Source organism: Embleya australiensis (genome assembly GCF_051903075.1).
GTDB lineage: Bacteria > Actinomycetota > Actinomycetes > Streptomycetales > Streptomycetaceae > Embleya.
The window spans coordinates 1,293,149-1,308,802 of sequence record NZ_CP182422.1; the positions used below are offsets into that span (position 1 = coordinate 1,293,149).

Here is a 15,654-nt window from a genome sequence, read left to right on the forward strand (position 1 = left end):
CGTCGCCTATCGCCCCCGCGCCCACCAGGCATCCTGGGCGGCCTTGATCCTCTCCCACACACCCCCGAACGCGTCCCCCGGGTCCGCCCCGACCACAAACGGCGGCTCCCCCCACTCCGCCACCGCCCCCATCGGACAATCGACCCGCTCCAGATCCGACACCAACGCGAACCACGCCGGCCCTTCGGATGGCTGAACGGTCGCCAACATGCCGCACTCCACGGCACACAACTCCATCAGCGTTCCCTCCGGCCGCAAGTTCACCTCTCCCCCACCCACGTACCGCACCTCATGCCCCAAAGTCGGCGGCGGCAGCCGGAGAACCACCAAGTCCCACACATCGGAGACGAATTCGATCCCGGTTCGCAGCCGCAGATACACCTGTCGCCCGCATACATCCATGAGCACACCTTCACGCCCCGAATACGCGTCCCGACACCACGCATACCGGTAACCCTCAAGGAACTCCCGCCCTTTGGCGATGTCTTCCTGCGTACTCCCCGAAACCCACTTCCGCCTGGTCATCGCCCGCTCCGCCACATCCGCTCTTCCTACCAGTCGCGCTTCGACACCGACACCGGTGTCGAAGCGCGTCGAGCCCATCCGAATTGATATGTCATCGTGGGTCCGTGTCCTTTCTGTTGGGACACGCAGGGGTGGGGCAACTCGCCAAAGTTGAACCCCCCGCCCCCTACGCCCGTCTGCAGCGACGTGTCTCGGCTGCGACGTTCCAAGCAAGGAAGGTGCCTCGTCTTTCCGTTCACAGCCTGCCGCGCCCGGTCCCCATGATGAACTGGGCGAACCAGCCTGTGCATCTCGGCGCCGTTACCGATTTGCAGTGGAACGGAGGAGGGAACATCCGTGCGATATCAAGAGAAGGATCTTGCTCCCCATGGTTCGCCCCGTCAGATGTTCGGGCGCGAGATTCGGGTCGTGCGCAATCGCTTGGGACTGTCGCTGACGGCGTGCGCGTCTGCCCTGGGTTACAGCAAGGCCGCGCTTTCCCGGTACGAAACCGGCGACAGCCCGGTGCCACCGGACCTGCCCGCCAGGCTCGACACCGCATTCGGGACGGAGGGGTCTTTCGTGCGAGCCTACGAAATGCTGCTGGAGCAGGGGCAGTTCCCGGACCGTTACCGTCCGTTCATGCAGCTCGCGACGACGGCGGTGCGTATCCTCCAATACGAGCCGCAAACCGTGCCGGGGCTGTTGCAGATTCCGGACTACGCCCGTGCACAGTTCCGCGAGTTCGCTCCCGAAGTGCCGGACACCGAAATCGAGCGACGCGTCGCGGCGCGGATGAACCGGCAGCGCATCTTCACGCGGGAACACCCCCCGCGATACGGCGTGATCCTTGACGAAGCGGTCATCCGTCGCCCGATCGGTGGCTCGGCGGTCATGCGCGCTCAACTCGAGGCGCTGTTGCCTCGGATGGAAACGGCGTACAGCACCATCCGAGTCCTACCGTTCAGCTCCGGAGTGCACGGCCAGTTGGGCGGATCACTGACGCTCTTGACCCCACCCGACAGTGGTCCCGTCGCATACCTGGAAGGCAGCCACATGGGCCAGTTGCGTGACGACGGCGTGGTGGTGGCGCACCACCAGGCGGCGTACGACCGTCTGCTTGCCGGCTCTCTCGCCCCGCAGGAGTCGGCGACGATGATTCGGAGAGCGATCACGGAGCTACAAGCGTGAACGGGTAGCCGGGAATCCGTTTCACATCGACAGGACGAATGGTCGCGGCCGGCGACGCCATGGGCGTACGCGCCGCGCGACGAAGGCGTGGCGTTCTAATCGACGTCGAGGCACAACCGGTTGGCGAGAGCGAGAGCCGGAGCGTCCTGTCGTCGGTCGCGCGAGGTCAGGTCGGTGACGACTCGGCGGGATGTGGCGTGGTAGCGGAGCCATTCCGGGGCGGTTTCTTCGGCTTTGAGCATCGCGCGGGTGGCCCTGATGTCGTCGGCGAGGTCGATGTGGGCCAGGGCGCGGTCGACGTGGTGGCGGGCCTGCCAGGTGGGCGGGAGGTGGTGGAGGCCGGTGATGCGGCGGGCCTCGGTGAGGGCCTGTTCGGGGCGGTCCATTTCGACGTAGGCGTTGACCGTGGCGACGCCCGCGTTGGTGGGGCCGAACGGTGTGGCGTATTCCGTGCGGTCCGTGCCGATGCGGGCTGCGGCGAGCTTGGCGAGGCGCAGGAACTCGGCGGCGGTGTCCTTGCGTTCGGCGCGTACGGCGGCCGAGGCGGCGCGTAGGAGGAGGATGCCCCACAGTGCGATGTCGATCGGCGGCGTCTTCGTCAACGACGGCTCGATCTTCTCCGCCGTTGCCTGGGCCACCCGTTGGGCGTCGTCTATCCGGCCCTGCTTGCTGAAGATCCAGGACAGCGTGGACATGCCGATGACTTCGAGGCGGGGGTCGTCGGAGTTCCGGGCCGCCGCGCCGGCGCGTTCCATCGCCGTGTAGGCCGCGTCCTCCTTGCCGAGCGCGGCCAACGTGGTTGCCGCGACCTGGTACGCCTCGGCCAGTACGGCGAACGACGCCGCGCGGTCGGCGCCGGCGTGTTCGCGCGTGGCGGATCGGGCGTCCGCGATCAGGCGCGGCAGGATCGTGGCGATCTCCGACAACCTCCCCTCGCGGCGGATCGCCTCCGTCGACCGCAACGCCTCGCGCAGATCGTGCACGGACGGCGATTCGCCGTCGGCGACCGCCATTTCGTCGTCGAGCAGTTCGGCGACGGGAGTCACCGCCCGGCGCAGTGCCAGCAGGCTCGGGGACGGATCCCGGTCCGCCGCCGCCCCCTGGAACGTGGTCGGCTGCCCGATCAGCGTCGACGTCTCCACATCGAGCGCGCCCGCGAGCGCGTTGAGTGTCGAAAGCCGGGCCGTGAGGCGCTGGTTCTGCTCCAGTTTGCGGACCACGTCGACGGACACCCCCGCGACGGCGGCGAGCGATTCCTGCGTATGCCCCCTCCGCAGACGCAACCGAGCGATGCGGTCCCCGATGCTCTCTCGCATGGTCAGACTCCCGGCAGGTTCGGCGCTGTCCACCACGGTACGCCCCGATACGGGCGGGTCGGCAGCGCAAGCCGTCGGCGGCGAAGTGCTTGACCCTCACGTGGCGTTATGGCGCATTGTCGGGGGTGTGGAGGAGCACCTGACTGTGGGGCGTGTGGCCGAGTTGGCCTGTGTGAGCGTGCGGACGTTGCATCACTACGACGAGATCGGGCTTGTGCGGCCGTCCGCGCGGACGGGGGCCGGGTACCGGGCGTACGCCGCCGGGGACGTGGAGCGGTTGCGGGAGGTGCTCGCCTATCGGCGACTCGGCTTCGGGCTGCGTGAGATCGCGGATCTGGTCGACGACCCCGACACCGACGCCGTCGCGCATCTGCGCCGATTGCGCGGCCTGCTGCTTGAACAGCGCGACCGGGCTGCCGCCATGGTGACGGTCATCGATACGGAACTGGAGGCACGGGCAATGGGGATCAGAACCACCTCGGAGGATCAATTGAAGGTATTCGGCGCGCAGTTGTACGACACGATCGGATCCGCGTACCCGGTGACGCGCCGCACCGAGCCGCGCATCGCCGCGCGGGTCTGGGAAGCACTCGGCGATGCCCGAACCGTCCTGAACGTCGGCGCCGGCACCAGCTCGTACGAACCCCCGGACCGCGACGTGACTGCGGTGGAGCCGTCGGCAGTCATGCGGGCGCAGCGTCCCGCGGGCGCGGCTCCGTGCGTGGCGGCCGAAGCGGAAAACCTTCCGTTCCCGGACCAGTCCTTCGACGCGGCCATGGCTTTCAGCACGATCCATCACTGGCGGGACCCCGTCGCCGGGCTGCGCGAGATGCGGCGGGTGGCCCGGCGCGTGGTGGTGTTCACGCACGACGCCCACGACACCGCGTGGCGGGACCGGTTCTGGCTCATCCGCGACTATCTGCCCGAGGTCACCGGACTCGTCGCCGGCCGGCCCTCCGTACAGCGGTTGGCCGGCACGATCGGCGCCCGCCTGGAGCCGGTGCTCATCCCGTGGGATTGCGCCGACGGCTTCTTCGAGGCGTACTGGCGCCGCCCCGAGGCGTACCTGGACGAACCCGTGCGCCGCGCGATCTCGCTGTGGACCCGCGTCGGGCCGGAGGCCGAGCAGCGGGCGGTGGACCGGCTCCGCGACGACCTCGCCTCCGGCCGATGGTCCGAACGCAACGGCGAGTTGACCGACCTCGACGCGGCGGAACCGGGCTTGCGCTTGCTCGTGGCCTGAACACGACCGCCGGACCCGCGAAATGGTTGTCGGTAGCTTTTGCCGGAAAGGCACCTCCCGGTGAACGGGAGGGGAACGATGGCCGTTCGTGTTACGGCACCCGTACGGCGGAAGGTCGCGGCTGTCGCGCTGGGGGTGCTGCTGGCGATTGTTTCGGCGGGTTGCGGCAGCGATGGCGGCAAGGCGGGATCAAGCTCCGCGGACCAGGACTCCACACCCGATGAGGGACGACTGCGGAAGTACCTGGACGGCTACGTCGCGTTGCTCAACGCGGGCGACGTGCAGAAGCTGGCCCGACATCTCGACATCGGCGGCGACCGAGGAAAACAGGACGCCGAGCTGTGGATGAGCGAGCACGGCCGGCAGCAGTGGCGCGACGTCACCTACACGTGGGAACAACCGATCTCCGTCGACCTGTACGACGTCAGGATCAACGCCTTCGCCGCCACCACGTCCTCGTGGGTGCGCGTCGACGAGAAGGTGGTCTGGAGCCGTTCCCGCGATCGGTGGATGATCGTGTCGCACGTTCCCGCGTCAGCCGACCCGAGGAAACCCAGGTCGGGCACCGAGCGCACAGCGGTACCCGACCTCGGCCCGAAGAGCCACGCGCCGCAGGCGCGGCGTCCGAACTCCGGTTGAGTCCGCGGCCGTTCCTCCGATGCGGCGGCGGCGGTGCCTCAGTCCTCCCGGGCCTGTTCCAGTCTGCCCTGGAGTTTGCGCATGCCGGTCAGCCAGCGGTCCGGGTCGGCGGCTCGGCCCGCGTACATGGGGGCCACGTCCGGGTGGGGCAGGATCAGGAACGGGGCGCCCGCCGCGACCGCGTCGACCACCATGTCGGCGACCTGCTCCGGCTCCACGGCGTCGTCGTCCAGGAGCAGGCGGGCGGCCGGGCCGGAGGCGTCCAGGAGGGCCGTACGCACGCCTCGAGGGCAGATCGCCTGGACCGTGATGCCCTTGGCTCCATACGTGATCGCCATCCACTCCGCGAACGCGTACGCCGCGTGTTTGGTGACCGCGTACGCCGACGCGTCCAACATGGTGAGCAGCCCGGCGGCGGAGACCGTGGTGACCAGGTGGCCGCGACCGCGCGCCAGCCAGGCCGGGGTGAGCAGTCGCGCGGCGCGTACGTGTGCCATCACGTTGACGTCCCAGGACTGCTCCCACGCCTCCTCGGGCGCGTCCAGGCCGACGCCCGCGCCGATGCCGGCGTTGGCGCAGTAGACGTCGATCTCACCGCCGAGCGCCGCCCGGGCCCGGGAGACCAGCGCCGCGACGCCCGCCTCCGTGGCCGCGTCGCCCGGCAACGCGACGGCGTCGATGTCGGCGGCCACCGCGTGGCACGCGTCCGGGTCGAGGTCGTTGACCACCACCCGCGCGCCGCCGGCGGCAAAGCGGCGGGCCAGGGCCGCGCCGATCCCCGCGCCGCCCCCGGTGACCACCACGCCCGCCCCCGCGAGCACCGTCACCCCACACCGCCGGACAGGCTCACGCCGCCGTCGACAAGGAGCGTCTGGCCGGTGATCCACCCCGCCTGCTCGGAGAGCAGGAACGCCACCGCGCCGGCCACGTCCTCGGGCACGCCGAGCCGGCCCATCGGGTACGCCGCCGCGACCTCCTCCTCGCGCCCCTCGTACAGCGCGGTCGCGAAGACGGTCTTGACCACGGCCGGCGCGACCGCGTTCACCCGTACGCGCGGCCCGAGTTCGCTCGCGAGCTGCGCGGTCAGGTGGGTCAGTGCGGCCTTGCTCACGCCGTAGAAGCCGATCCCGTGCGCGGGCCGCTCACCGGCCATCGAGGACATGTTGACGATGGCGCCGCCGTGTTCGCCCAGCCACGCCTTGTACACCCGCTGGGTCCAGGCCAGCGCGGCGAGCAGGTTGACCTCCAGGATCTTGCGCCCGGCATCGAGGTCGAGTTCGACCAGCGGGCCGTAGACGGGGTTGATCCCGGCGTTGTTGACCAGCATGTCGATCCGGCCGAACGCCTCCAGGGTCGCGGCCACGGCGGCGTCCTGGTGGGCCGGGTCGTGCGCCTTGCCCGCGACGCCGATGGCATGCTCCGGGCCACCGAGCGAGGCGACCACCTCGGCCAGGGTGTCCGCGCCGCGCGCCGTCACGCAGACGCGGTCGCCGCGTGCGACCAGCGCCTGGGCGATGCCCAGGCCGATGCCGCGGCTGGCGCCGGTAACGATGGCTACGGGGCGGGAGGTGTCGGTCACTGGGCGGCTGCCTCTCGGTCGGAACGGGGTGCGCGGGTCATGGTCCGCGTCAACGGGGTGCGCGGTTCACTGGTCCGCGTCTCGGTAGGGCTTGAGTTCGCGGTGGGCGAGCGAACGACGATGTACCTCGTCCGGCCCGTCGGCCAGGCGCAGCGTGCGGGCGTGCGTCCACAGCGAGGCGAGGACGAAGTCCTGGGACAGGCCGCCGGCGCCGTGCGCCTGGATGGCCTTGTCCAGGATCCATTCCACGGTGCTCGGCGTGGCGATCTTGATCGACTGGATCTCGCGGTGCGCACCGCGGTTGCCGACGGTGTCCATCAGCCACGCGGTCTTCAGCACCAGCAGCCGCAACTGCTCGATCCGCACCCGGGATTCGGCGATCCACTCCTGGATCACCCCCTGCTCGGCCAGCGGTCCGCCGAACGCCTCGCGCGCCAGTACCCGACGGCACATCAGTTCCAGGCCGCGCTCGGCCATCCCGATCAGCCGCATGCAGTGGTGGATCCGCCCGGGGCCCAGCCGGGCCTGGGCGATCGCGAAGCCGTCACCGGCGTTGCCGACGAGGTTGGTCGCGGGCACCCGTACGTCCTCGAAGACCACCTCGGCGTGTCCGCCGTGGGGGCCGTCGGTGTAGCCGAAGACGTGCATCCCTCGACGGATGTCCACCCCCGGGGTGTCGCGCGGCACCAGGATCATGCTCTGTCGGCGGTGGCGCGGCGCGTCGGGGTCGGTACGACCCATCACGACCAGGATCTCGCACGTGGGCGCCATCGCTCCGGAGGACCACCACTTGCGGCCGTTGATCACGTAGTCGTCGCCGTCGCGCACGATGCTCGTGGTGATGTTGGTGGCGTCGGAGGAGGCCACGTCGGGCTCGGTCATGCAGAACGCCGAGCGGATGGTGCCGTCGAGCAGCGGCCGCAGCCAGCGCTCGCGCTGCTCCGGGGTGCCGAAGTCGTGCAGCAGCTCCATGTTGCCGGTGTCCGGCGCGGCGCAGTTCAGCGCCTCCGGGGCCAGGTGCGGACTGCGCCCGGCGATCTCGGCCAGCGGCGCGTATTGCAGGTTGGTCAGCCCCGCGCCCTCCTCGCCCGGCAGGAACAGGTTCCACAGGCCGCGTTTGCGCGCCTCGGCCTTCAACTCCGCCAGCACCGGCGGGCGGCCCCACGGGTCGGCGCCCGGAGCGGCCACCTGTTCGTCGAACACGGCCTCGGCGGGGTAGACGTGTTCGGTCATGAACGCGAGCAGCCGCTCGCGCAGTTCCTCGGTCCGGGCGTCGTAGCCGAAGTCCACCGGCGTGTACCTCCTCCTGGGTCGTTCCCGAGTCGACGGCGTCGAGTCCATAGGGTTTCGCGAGACGTGCCCGATTCACGGTACCGACCGGTCGGTATCTTGGCTAGACTGGCGTGCGTACGCTCCCGCGAAAGGTTGAACATCATGGCGGCAAGAGGTCGCGGAAACGCGGCGCCGGTCGAGTCCGACGCCGACGGGTCGTCGCTGCCGCAGCGGTTGGTGCGCATCGCCTCCCGGATGTTCGCCGAGCGTGGCTTCGAGAGCACCTCGGTCCAGGAGATCGTGGCCGCCGCGGGGGTCACCAAGGGTGCGATGTACCACTACTACGCGTCCAAGGACGATCTCCTCGTCGAGATCTACCACCGCATGCTGTCGATGCAGACCAAACGCCTGAACAGCATCGCCGACGGACCCGAGCCGGTGCTCGACCGGCTGCGCGAGGCCGCCGCCGACGTGGTGGTCACCACCCTCGGCAACATGGACGACGCGGTGGTCTACTTCCGTTCGATGCACCTGCTCACGCCCGACAAGAGCGCCGAGATCCGGGCCGAACGTCGGCGCTACCACGAGCGGTTCCGCGCGCTGATCGAACAGGGCCAGCGCGAGGGCCTGTTGCGCCGGGACGTGTCGGCCGACATAGCCACGCACAACTTCTTCGGCGGCGTGCACCACCTGAACAGCTGGTACCAGTTCGACGGGCCGATGTCGCCGCGCGAGGTCGGCGACGCGTTCGCCGACCTGCTGCTGCACGGGCTGGCGCCGACGGCGGCGCGCTGAAAATCCCGTGGCATCGGCGCAGCGACAGCGCCCACAATCGAACATGCTCACCGATCATTGGCCGGTATTCGGCATCCGCGTGACCACGCCCAGGCTCGAACTGCGCCCGGCGACCCAGGACGACCTGGTGGCGCTGGTGGAACTGGCCGAGCAGGGTGTACACGCTCCCGACTACATGCCGTTCAGCCTGCCGTGGACGCGCGAGCCGCAACCGGCGAAGGCCCGGAACGCGCTGCGGTTCTACTGGGGTACGTGGGCCAACTGGCAGCCGGACGACTGGCGCCTGCTGCTTGCCGTCGTGCACGAGGGCCGGGTGATCGGGACCCAGGAGGGCTGTGCCAAGGACTTCGCCCACCGGCGCGAGATCGGCTCGGGCTCGTGGCTGGGCCTGGCCCACCAGGGGCAGGGCTTCGGCACCGAGATGCGCGCGGGGTTGTTGGAACTGGCCTTCACCGGCCTGGGCGCCCGATGGGCGATCTCGGCCGCCCGGTTCGACAACGCCCCGTCGCTGGGGGTCTCGCGCCGCCTGGGCTACGTCGACGACGGCATCGACGTCCTGCCGCACGACGGCGAGCCCCGCCCTTTCCAACGCCTGCGGCTGACCCGCGAGGCGTGGTCGGCGCACCGCACCATCCCGGTCGAGGTCACGGGCCTGGACGCCTGCCGGGACATGTTCGGCGCGTAGCCTTCCGGCGGCGCCGGCCGGTGGCGCCGACCCGTGCGACGCTCGTCGCAGCGTCGCTCAGGCAGGATGTGCTTCGCACCCGCCTCTCCGTAGGAATCCGATCAGGATCAGGAGGGTAACGCAAGCCCACATACCGAGAACGGGATTCCGGATATTGGACCCGCCATCGGCACGCGCCGGGTTCGACCGGCGGACGTCGACGGGCCCACCCCGTCGACGGCCGCCTTGTCAGGGCCCGCTCAGCCCCGTCCGAGCGCCGCCAACTGCTCGGCGAAGGGCACGACTTCGTCGATGGCGTCGGTCGCGGACGACGACGGCCGGGTCGCCGGGTGTGGCGGCAACCCGGCCACCAAGTCGGCCAGTTCGCCGCCTGCGCGAGCGATCCGCGTGCCCACTCCCTCGACGCCTTCCCCGGCCGCCGCGCCCCATTCGTCGGTGGCCACGTACACCGAGGTCGGTACGACCGTGGCCCGCAGGTAGGCGAACAGCGGGCGCAGCGCGTGCTCCAGGGCGAGCGAGTGCCGCGCCGTGCCGCCGGTCGCCGCGATCAGCACCGGCTTTCCGATCAGCGCGGTGTTGTCCAGGACGTCGAAGAACGACTTGAACAGCCCGCTGTAGGACGCGCTGAAGATCGGCGAGACCACGATCAGCGCGTCGGCCGCGACGACCGTGTCGATCGCGGCCCGCAACCCGGGCGGCGGGAAGCCGGTGACCAGGTTGTGCGCGATGTCCACGGCGAGGTCGCGCAGTTCGATCGTGTACGCCTCGACCGCGACCTCCCGCTCGTCCAGGCGCCGGCGGGTCGCCTCGGCGAGCCGGTCGCCGAGCAGCCGGGTGGACGACGGCTTGCCGAGTCCGGCCGAGACGACGACGAGCTTCAGCGGTTCTGCCATCACTGTTACCTTCTCCCTTTCCACGCCGGTGGGTTCGCTGCCGTCAGGACGTCTGCGGGACGGCTTCCGCCGACACCGCCGCCGCGTCGCGCCGGGCGACCAGCGCCGCGTGGGTGGGGCCGTCCGGCACCTGGGCCGGCCGTCGGGCGGCGAACTCCTTGCGCAGCACCGGCAGTACCTCCTCGCCGAACAGGTCGAGCTGTTCGAGCACGGTCTTCAGCGGCAGGCCCGCGTGGTCCATCAGGAACAGCTGGCGCTGGTAGTCGCCGAACGAGTCGCGGAAGGTCAGCGTCTTGTCGATGACCTCCTGCGGGCTGCCCACGGTCAGCGGCGTCTGGTCGGTGAACTCCTCCAGCGACGGACCGTGCCCGTACACCGGCGCGTTGTCGAAGTAGGGACGGAACTCGCGCACCGCCTCCTGCGAGTTGCGCCGCATGAAGATCTGTCCGCCGACGCCGACGATGGCCTGCTCCCGCGTACCGTGCCCGTAGTGCTCGAAGCGGTCCCGGTAGAGGTTGATCAGGCGCACGAAGTGGTCGCGCGGCCAGAAGATGTTGTTGGCGAAGAACCCGTCGCCGTAGTAGGCCGCCTGCTCGGCGATCTCCGGGCTGCGGATCGACCCGTGCCAGACGAACGGCGGCACGCCGTCCAGCGGGCGCGGCGTCGACGTGAAGCTCTGCAGCGGGGTACGGAAGCGGCCCTCCCAGTCCACCACTTCCTTGCGCCACAGCTCGTGGAGCAGCGCGTAGTTCTCGATCGCCAGCGGGATGCCCTGGCGGATGTCCTGGCCGAACCACGGGTACACCGGTCCGGTGTTGCCGCGCCCCATCATCAGGTCCACCCGGCCGTCGGCCAGGTGCTGGAGCATCGCGTAGTCCTCGGCGATCTTCACCGGGTCGTTGGTGGTGATCAGCGTGGTGGAGGTGGAGAGGATGATCCGCTCGGTCCGCGCGGCGATGTAGCCGAGCATCGTGGTCGGCGAGGACGGCACGAACGGCGGATTGTGGTGCTCACCGGTGGCGAACACGTCCATGCCGATCTCTTCGGCCTTGAGCGCGATGGCCACCATCGCCTTGATCCGCTCGTGCTCGGTCGGCTCCCGACCGGTCGTGGGGTCGACGGTGACGTCACCGACGGTGAAGATCCCGAACTGCACGATGACCACTCTCTCAGTAGTTGAACTCTCAATCACCCCGTCCAAGCAGAATCCCACGCCGGGTATTCCCACCCCACCCGCACCCCCCGGAGGCCGGGCAACTCCGCCGGACCGGGCCCGACCGGCGTGCGGCGCCCACCCACGGACGATCCGCACGCCGGCCCCGGCTTCGCGGGCCGGACCGCGCCGAACCAGGCGACACGAGGTGCGTCCGCTCGCGCGGGTCCGCGTGCGGACCGCGGGACGGGGTGAGCTAGTCGCGGAGGATCCGCAAGCCGATCTCGAGTTCCGTCTCCGTTACCCGGCCGGCTGCTGCCGGGTCGCCTGCTCGGATTGCGGCGACCATGGCCGCGTGGGCGTCGGCTCCCGGGTCGGGTGCGGCGGTTCGTAGGCCCTGTGCGTCCATCGCCGCCAGCAGGTCCAGGAGGCCGGGGCGCATGGTTACCTGGAATACCGCGAACAGGTCCGTGAGCACCTCGTTGTGTGCCGCCGCCACGATCGCCGCGTGGAACGCGATGTCGGCGTCGATGTACGCCTCGTCGTCGCCGAGCGCCGCGGCCCGCGCAAGCAGTCGGGCGTCCAGGACCGCCAGATCCGCGTCCGTGCGCCGCTCCGCCGCCAACATCGCGGCCCGCACCTCGATCAGGTTGCGCACCTCGTACACCTCGACCGCCGACGCCCGCCGCAGCCGCGCGGTCAGGTCCTCCGTCGGCTCGGTCGCGATCACGAAGACGCCGGACCCCTGCCGCGACTCGACCAACCCCGCACCGGCCAGCGCGCGGATCGCCTCCCGCACCGTCGACCGGCCGATGCCGAGTTCCCGGCCGAGTGCCACCTCGCCGGGCAGCTTCGTCCCGATCGGCCAGCGCCCGGCGGCGATCTGGTCCCGAAGCCGTTCGGCCGCCTGGCCGACCAGCGGGTTGCGGCGCAGGGGGCCGAACGTCATCGTGTGTCGCCTTACGTCATGGCTCGTACATCTCAGGTTGTCTGAGAAATCCTATCCCGCGTCAACCTCGCGCTCGGTTCACCGCCGACAACGTCGCCTGCACCGAGGCCGCCAGGATCGACGTGTCGATCCCCACGCCCCACCGGGTCACCCCGTCCACCCGGCACTCGACATACGCCGCCGCCTGCCGATCCTCGCCCGCGCCGATCGAGTGCTCGACGTAGTCCAGGATCTCGACCCGGATCCCGGCCGTACCCAGCGCGGCCGTCATGGCCGACAGCGGCCCATTGCCCTCCCCGACCACCGCCCGCGACTCCGTACTCGACCCCACACGCAACCCCGAAGGCGACCCGACGAGCGTCCCGCTGAATCGATGCCGCCCCGCCGCCGGCTCCTCGGCGCGCCACCCGGTGACCTCCACCGGCGTACGCCGCTCCAGATACTCCCGCCCGAACAGCGCCCCCAACTCGCCCGCGCCGATCTCCTCGCCGCTGTCGTCGGTGGCCTCCTGGACCACCCGGGAGAACTCGATCTGGAGCCGACGCGGCAGGTCCAGGCCGTGTGCGCTCTGCATCAGGTAGGCGATGCCACCCTTGCCGGACTGGCTGTTGACCCGGATCACCGCCTCGTAGTCGCGCCCGAGGTCGGCGGGATCGATCGGCAGATACGGCACGTTCCACGGCGCGCGGTCCTCCCCCACCCCCAGCCGCTCGGCCTCGCGCGTGTGGTGCGCCAACCCCTTCCTGATCGCGTCCTGATGCGTACCGGAGAACGCGGTGTGGACCAGGTCCCCGCCGTACGGATGCCGGGCGTGCACATCGATCCGGTTCGCGTACTCCACCGTGCGCCGGATCTCGTCGATGTCGGAGAAGTCGATCATCGGGTCGACCCCCTGCGTGTACAGGTTCAGCGCCAGCGTGACCAGGTCCACGTTGCCGGTCCGCTCGCCGTTGCCGAACAGGCAGCCCTCGATCCGCTGCGCCCCCGCGAGCAGCGCCAACTCGGCGCACGCGACGCCCGTCCCCCGGTCGTTGTGCGGATGCACGGACAGCACGACCGCGTCCCGGCGGGCCAGGTGGCGGTGCATGTACTCGATCTGGTCGGCGTACACGTTCGGCGTGGCGATCTCGACCGTGGCCGGCAGGTTGTGGATGACCGGCCGGTCCGGGCTCGCGTCCCACAGTTCGGTGAGGCTGTCGCACACCTCCAGGACGTAGTCGGGCTCGGTCAGGTTGAACACCTCCGGCGAGAACTGGAAGCGGATGTCCGCCCCGGGTCGCGCATCGGCGCCGCGCGCCACGTCCTTCGCGCCTGCCAGGATCAGCGCGTGCAGCGCGGCCCGGTCGTGGCCGAGCACGACCTCGCGCCAGGTCGGCGCGGTCGCGGTGTACATGTGTACGACCGCGTGCGGCAGACCCTCGATCGATTGGTGCGTGCGTTCGATCAGGTCGGTTCGCGCGGCGGTGAAGACCACGACGGTGACGTCGTCCGGTACCGCGTCGCCCTCCGCCAACTGCCGGACGAAGTCGAAGTCGGCGCGGCTCGCCGAGGGATAGCCGACCTCGATCTCCTTGTAGCCCATCGCCACCAGCAGGTCGAACATCCGGCGTTTGCGTACGGGGTCCATCGGTTCGGCCAGCGCCTGATTGCCGTCACGCAGGTCCACCGGGACCCACAGCGGCGCCTGCTCGATGCGATTGTTCGGCCAACTCCGCCGGACCGGGTCGACATCGACGCGGACCCGCTCGTGCGCCGGGCGGTAGCGGTGGTGCGGCATCGTGCCGGGACGTTGCCGGTTCCAGTGCGGGCGGCCCTCGGGGATCGGGCCGGCGGGGGTGCGCAGGGTGGGGAAGGTGTGGTTGGTCATGCGGTCGGTCATGGTGCGGGATCGTCCTCGCCGCTCGGAGGGTCGACCGGCGACACCGAACCCCGCGGCGGGGTGCCGGTCGGATCAGGCCCCGCCGCGGCGGCCGAGAAGAAGGACCACGCGCAGCTTCATGTCCGGGACGGTACCACAACTTGTCTGACAACCTGATGTCTTGGCGCATGGCAGGGTCCGAAACAGGCCGCGACCCACAACGCAAAGGAGGCGCCGACCCGGTTGCCCGGGGGCGCCTCCTCGTACCGACCGCGTGGTGTCGGGACGTGCGGAACGGTGTCGCGTGGTTCAGAGATTGCTCAGCTTCGCGTAGGGACGGCAGATGCGTTCCTGGCGCGATCCGAAGTCGACAGTGACCGCGATGTCCTCTTCGACACCGACGATCCGACCGAGTCCGTACTGATCGTGCGTCACTCGAGCACCGAGTTCGAAATCCTCGATGATGGGAGCGACCGGGACATTGAAGGGACTGGTGGGCAGAATGCGCCGGGTCACGGCTGAGGTCGTCATCTCCCTCAGTATGCGCCTGTCGGGTGACGCGTGGGGCGTTCCGGGGCGGTATAGGCGAAGCCGTAACCGGAAAGTGTCCCCACGATATGGCGGCTCGAATCCCCTATGCGCCCGCCGAACCGGACCGAAATGCCACATCGGCGCCGCTCCCGCAGGTCACGCGGTACCCGCCCGCCGGCACCCGGGGGCGCGATTCGCGCACAGCGCCCCGCAGCTCCCGATTGGGCCGAGCGGGGGAATCCCGAACGGATCGCCGAGGCGGGACACGGGGTATCGGGGCCCGCCGGCGGGGCGCCGGGTCTTGCGGTGACCCGGCGATAGGGTCGCCCACATGAGCGACAGCACTGCCCCGGTGGCGATCGAGCTGGTCAGGCCGCCCGAGATCCTGCTCGCGCACGACGAGGTCCGGGTCTTCCACGGCGGGATCCTGCGTACGCCGGCCGGCCTGTATACGACCATCGGCATGGAGACCCTGGCCCGCCCGACCGGCCCGCGCCCGCCCGCGCCGCAGGTGTTCGGCCAATACGGGGTGTCGGTGACCCGGTCGGGCGACCGGTTCGCCCACTCGGCGCTGGCCACGACCCTGTCCGCCGGGCCGATCCGGTTCACCTCGTGCCTGTTCGGCCATGTCCCGGACGGCGATCTCGTGTTGGACGTGGTGTTGCCGACCATCCCGCGCCGACTGGTGCTGCGCTTCGACTCGGAACGCCACGACGGCACCGGGCTCACCTTGCGCACGCCGCCCGCGATCGTGCATACCGACGCGGGCGTGACGCTGTGGCACGCGGGCGTGCTGACCACGGAGGCCGGCCTGCTCACCCATGTCGAGGCGACCTCCTCCGACGACCGCGCACTCGGCGGGGCCAAGTGGGACGTCGAGCACAGCCCGCTCACGGTGACCTGGGCCGACCCGACCCCGGCCCGCGAAGCACACCAGCGCGGGCGGGACTTCGTCAGCGCCGACAGCTGGATCGCGGCCCCCGCCGCGCACGGCAGCCTGCACTGCGCTCCGCTGGGCGTGACGCGGGACCTGTAGCGGGCGGCGG

General features: G+C 70.3%; 16 protein-coding genes. 6 read left to right on the forward strand and 10 right to left on the reverse strand.

Translation table 11 applies throughout. From position 1 onward, the window contains the following. Positions 1–6: 6 nt before the first annotated feature. Positions 7–525 (reverse strand): hypothetical protein, encoded by a 519-nt coding sequence (locus ACMXN5_RS05280; RefSeq protein ID WP_439674224.1) that lies wholly within the window; start codon positions 523–525, stop codon positions 7–9. Between the two features lie 336 nt (positions 526–861). On the opposite strand from ACMXN5_RS05280, the gene ACMXN5_RS05285 reads away from it, so the two are divergent. Continuing rightward, the gene (locus tag ACMXN5_RS05285) at positions 862–1,695 is read left to right on the forward strand and encodes a helix-turn-helix domain-containing protein (protein WP_439674226.1); all 834 of its coding nucleotides are present in this window, start codon (positions 862–864) and stop codon (positions 1,693–1,695) included. A gap of 95 nt (positions 1,696–1,790) precedes the next feature. Here ACMXN5_RS05285 and ACMXN5_RS05290 read toward each other — a convergent pair whose 3' ends face one another. Beyond that, positions 1,791–3,011 (reverse strand): helix-turn-helix domain-containing protein, encoded by a 1,221-nt coding sequence (locus tag ACMXN5_RS05290; protein WP_439674227.1) that lies wholly within the window; start codon positions 3,009–3,011, stop codon positions 1,791–1,793. A 154-nt stretch (positions 3,012–3,165) separates the two neighbouring features. Here ACMXN5_RS05290 and ACMXN5_RS05295 point away from each other — a divergent pair, with 154 nt between their 5' ends. Together ACMXN5_RS05295 and ACMXN5_RS05300 are read left to right on the forward strand one after the other, a co-directional pair. Beyond that, positions 3,166–4,254: a MerR family transcriptional regulator gene (locus ACMXN5_RS05295; RefSeq protein WP_439677952.1), complete on the forward strand. Its 1,089-nt coding sequence runs from the start codon at positions 3,166–3,168 to the stop codon at positions 4,252–4,254. A gap of 78 nt (positions 4,255–4,332) precedes the next feature. After that, a complete protein-coding gene (locus ACMXN5_RS05300) occupies positions 4,333–4,893 on the forward strand; it encodes a hypothetical protein (protein WP_439674229.1) in 561 nt (186 codons plus the stop codon). Between the two features lie 38 nt (positions 4,894–4,931). Here the strand turns inward: ACMXN5_RS05300 and ACMXN5_RS05305 are convergent, their stop codons facing one another. The 3 genes from ACMXN5_RS05305 to ACMXN5_RS05315 form a co-directional block, all read right to left on the reverse strand. Next, positions 4,932–5,720: an SDR family oxidoreductase gene (locus ACMXN5_RS05305; protein ID WP_439674230.1), complete on the reverse strand. Its 789-nt coding sequence runs from the start codon at positions 5,718–5,720 to the stop codon at positions 4,932–4,934. Continuing rightward, positions 5,717–6,472 (reverse strand): SDR family oxidoreductase, encoded by a 756-nt coding sequence (locus ACMXN5_RS05310; protein WP_395786324.1) that lies wholly within the window; start codon positions 6,470–6,472, stop codon positions 5,717–5,719. Before ACMXN5_RS05310 ends, ACMXN5_RS05305 begins: the two co-directional genes overlap by 4 nt. A 66-nt stretch (positions 6,473–6,538) precedes the next feature. Continuing rightward, positions 6,539–7,762: an acyl-CoA dehydrogenase family protein gene (locus tag ACMXN5_RS05315; RefSeq protein ID WP_379998148.1), complete on the reverse strand. Its 1,224-nt coding sequence runs from the start codon at positions 7,760–7,762 to the stop codon at positions 6,539–6,541. A 144-nt stretch (positions 7,763–7,906) separates the two neighbouring features. Here ACMXN5_RS05315 and ACMXN5_RS05320 point away from each other — a divergent pair, with 144 nt between their 5' ends. After that, complete coding sequence (locus ACMXN5_RS05320) at positions 7,907–8,539, forward strand: TetR/AcrR family transcriptional regulator (RefSeq protein ID WP_439674231.1); 633 nt, start codon at positions 7,907–7,909, stop codon at positions 8,537–8,539. 43 nt (positions 8,540–8,582) lie between these two features. Continuing rightward, positions 8,583–9,224 (forward strand): GNAT family N-acetyltransferase, encoded by a 642-nt coding sequence (locus ACMXN5_RS05325; protein WP_439674232.1) that lies wholly within the window; start codon positions 8,583–8,585, stop codon positions 9,222–9,224. A gap of 239 nt (positions 9,225–9,463) precedes the next feature. On the opposite strand, the gene ACMXN5_RS05330 is transcribed toward ACMXN5_RS05325, so the two are convergent. The 5 genes from ACMXN5_RS05330 to ACMXN5_RS05350 form a co-directional block, all read right to left on the reverse strand. After that, complete coding sequence (locus ACMXN5_RS05330) at positions 9,464–10,117, reverse strand: FMN reductase (protein ID WP_439674233.1); 654 nt, start codon at positions 10,115–10,117, stop codon at positions 9,464–9,466. 43 nt (positions 10,118–10,160) lie between these two features. Continuing rightward, on the reverse strand, positions 10,161–11,273 hold the full coding sequence (locus ACMXN5_RS05335; protein WP_439674234.1) for an LLM class flavin-dependent oxidoreductase: 1,113 nt from the start codon (positions 11,271–11,273) through the stop codon (positions 10,161–10,163). A gap of 253 nt (positions 11,274–11,526) precedes the next feature. Continuing rightward, positions 11,527–12,219: a FadR/GntR family transcriptional regulator gene (locus tag ACMXN5_RS05340; RefSeq protein WP_439674236.1), complete on the reverse strand. Its 693-nt coding sequence runs from the start codon at positions 12,217–12,219 to the stop codon at positions 11,527–11,529. A gap of 61 nt (positions 12,220–12,280) precedes the next feature. Beyond that, on the reverse strand, positions 12,281–14,098 hold the full coding sequence (gene leuA / locus ACMXN5_RS05345) for a 2-isopropylmalate synthase (protein ID WP_439674237.1): 1,818 nt from the start codon (positions 14,096–14,098) through the stop codon (positions 12,281–12,283). 288 nt (positions 14,099–14,386) lie between these two features. Further along, positions 14,387–14,608: a hypothetical protein gene (locus ACMXN5_RS05350; RefSeq protein WP_026218929.1), complete on the reverse strand. Its 222-nt coding sequence runs from the start codon at positions 14,606–14,608 to the stop codon at positions 14,387–14,389. A 331-nt stretch (positions 14,609–14,939) separates the two neighbouring features. Here ACMXN5_RS05350 and ACMXN5_RS05355 point away from each other — a divergent pair, with 331 nt between their 5' ends. Then, positions 14,940–15,644, forward strand: a complete 705-nt coding sequence (locus ACMXN5_RS05355; protein ID WP_439674238.1) for a hypothetical protein — start codon at positions 14,940–14,942, stop codon at positions 15,642–15,644. The last annotated feature ends 10 nt before the right edge of the window (positions 15,645–15,654 follow it).